This is a genomic window from Nitrosophilus sp. (assembly GCF_982775275.1).
Genome location: NZ_CEXZHP010000308.1, coordinates 1 through 1280, shown reverse-complemented (window position 1 = coordinate 1280; position 1280 = coordinate 1). Strand labels below are relative to the sequence as shown.

Annotated in this window: 1 protein-coding gene; it reads left to right on the top strand. The window is 30.6% G+C overall.

Annotated elements, in window-relative coordinates:
• Positions 1–358: 358 nt before the first annotated feature.
• Positions 359–1280, top strand: a 922-nt coding sequence (locus AC30RD_RS09530; RefSeq protein WP_489494312.1) for a 2Fe-2S iron-sulfur cluster-binding protein, incomplete at its 3' end; no start/stop codon positions are given.

Sequence of the window (1280 nt, the reverse complement as noted above, 5' to 3'; positions counted from 1 at the left end):
AAAGTTTGACTTAGTTATATATGCTTTCAATATTTTTGGTATTGGGTTTTTATATAGATTTTCATCAATATTTATCTGTGGGCAAAATTCTAGACTTTTAGTATATGTACATATACCACAATTTGAGCATAAATCTAGCTCGGTCATTTTCTTTCTTTGTTCAACAAACATTTACATTTACGAGAATGTGTGAATATTTAACATTTTTTAACTATTGAAAAATATTCTACTTAAGCTATTGTAGTACTTGTATGTGTAGTAAGTATTGCATATGTTAGACTTAAAGTTTTGCAATTATCAAATATTTACTATGATAAAACTTCTAGTTTCAGATAGGAACTTTCAATGAAGCTGAGAGATGGTTACGATAGTATTTGAACCTTATGGAAGGAAAATTGATGTTTGTAAAGGAGAAACTGTATTAGATGCTGCTATTAAATGTGGAGTAGTTATTAGGAGTATTTGTGGTGGTAAAGGTGCATGTAAGAAGTGTAAGGTAAAGATAGAGAGAGGAAAGTATAGACTGCTCACAGAGGAAGCACAGTTAGAAGATGGAACTGTACTTGCATGTCAGGTAGTACCTGAAGATGACTGTACTGTATACATACCTGAAGAATCTAGATTAGGAATTCAAAAGATACTTCATAGAGGTAAATTAATTATTGAAGAGGTTAATCCAAGTATAATTATAGAAAGATTTGGAGATTATGTAAAAGTTCTCGATGAAAATGGTCGAATACTTATAGAGGGTAGATATGTAAAACCTTATGGAATTGCTATTGATATTGGAACAACAAAGATAGTAATCTACCTAGTAGATTTAGAAAGTGGTAATATAGTATCTGAAATATATGATATAAATAGACAGGTAATATATGGTGATGATCTTATGAGTAGAATAGAGTATTGTATTAGAAATAGAGATGGGTATAGAGATTTGAATAGAACAGTTATAGAGTGTATAAATAGTATGATAGATAGATTATGTAGATCTTCTAATGTAGATAAAAGACATATTGTTAATGTTGTTGCTGCAGGTAATACTGTGATGACATACCTATTCTTAAATAGAGATGTTAGAGGATTTGCAGATTCTAAATTTGAAGTAGAGAAAGGTAGTTACACAACTACAGCTGGAGAATTAGGACTTGATGTTCATAGTAAGGCAAGTGTGTATTGTCTACCGTGTGTAGGGAGATTTTTAGGTGGTGATGTTATTGGTGATATACTATCATCAGGAATGTGGAGAAACGATTCAATACAACTACTCATAGATATTG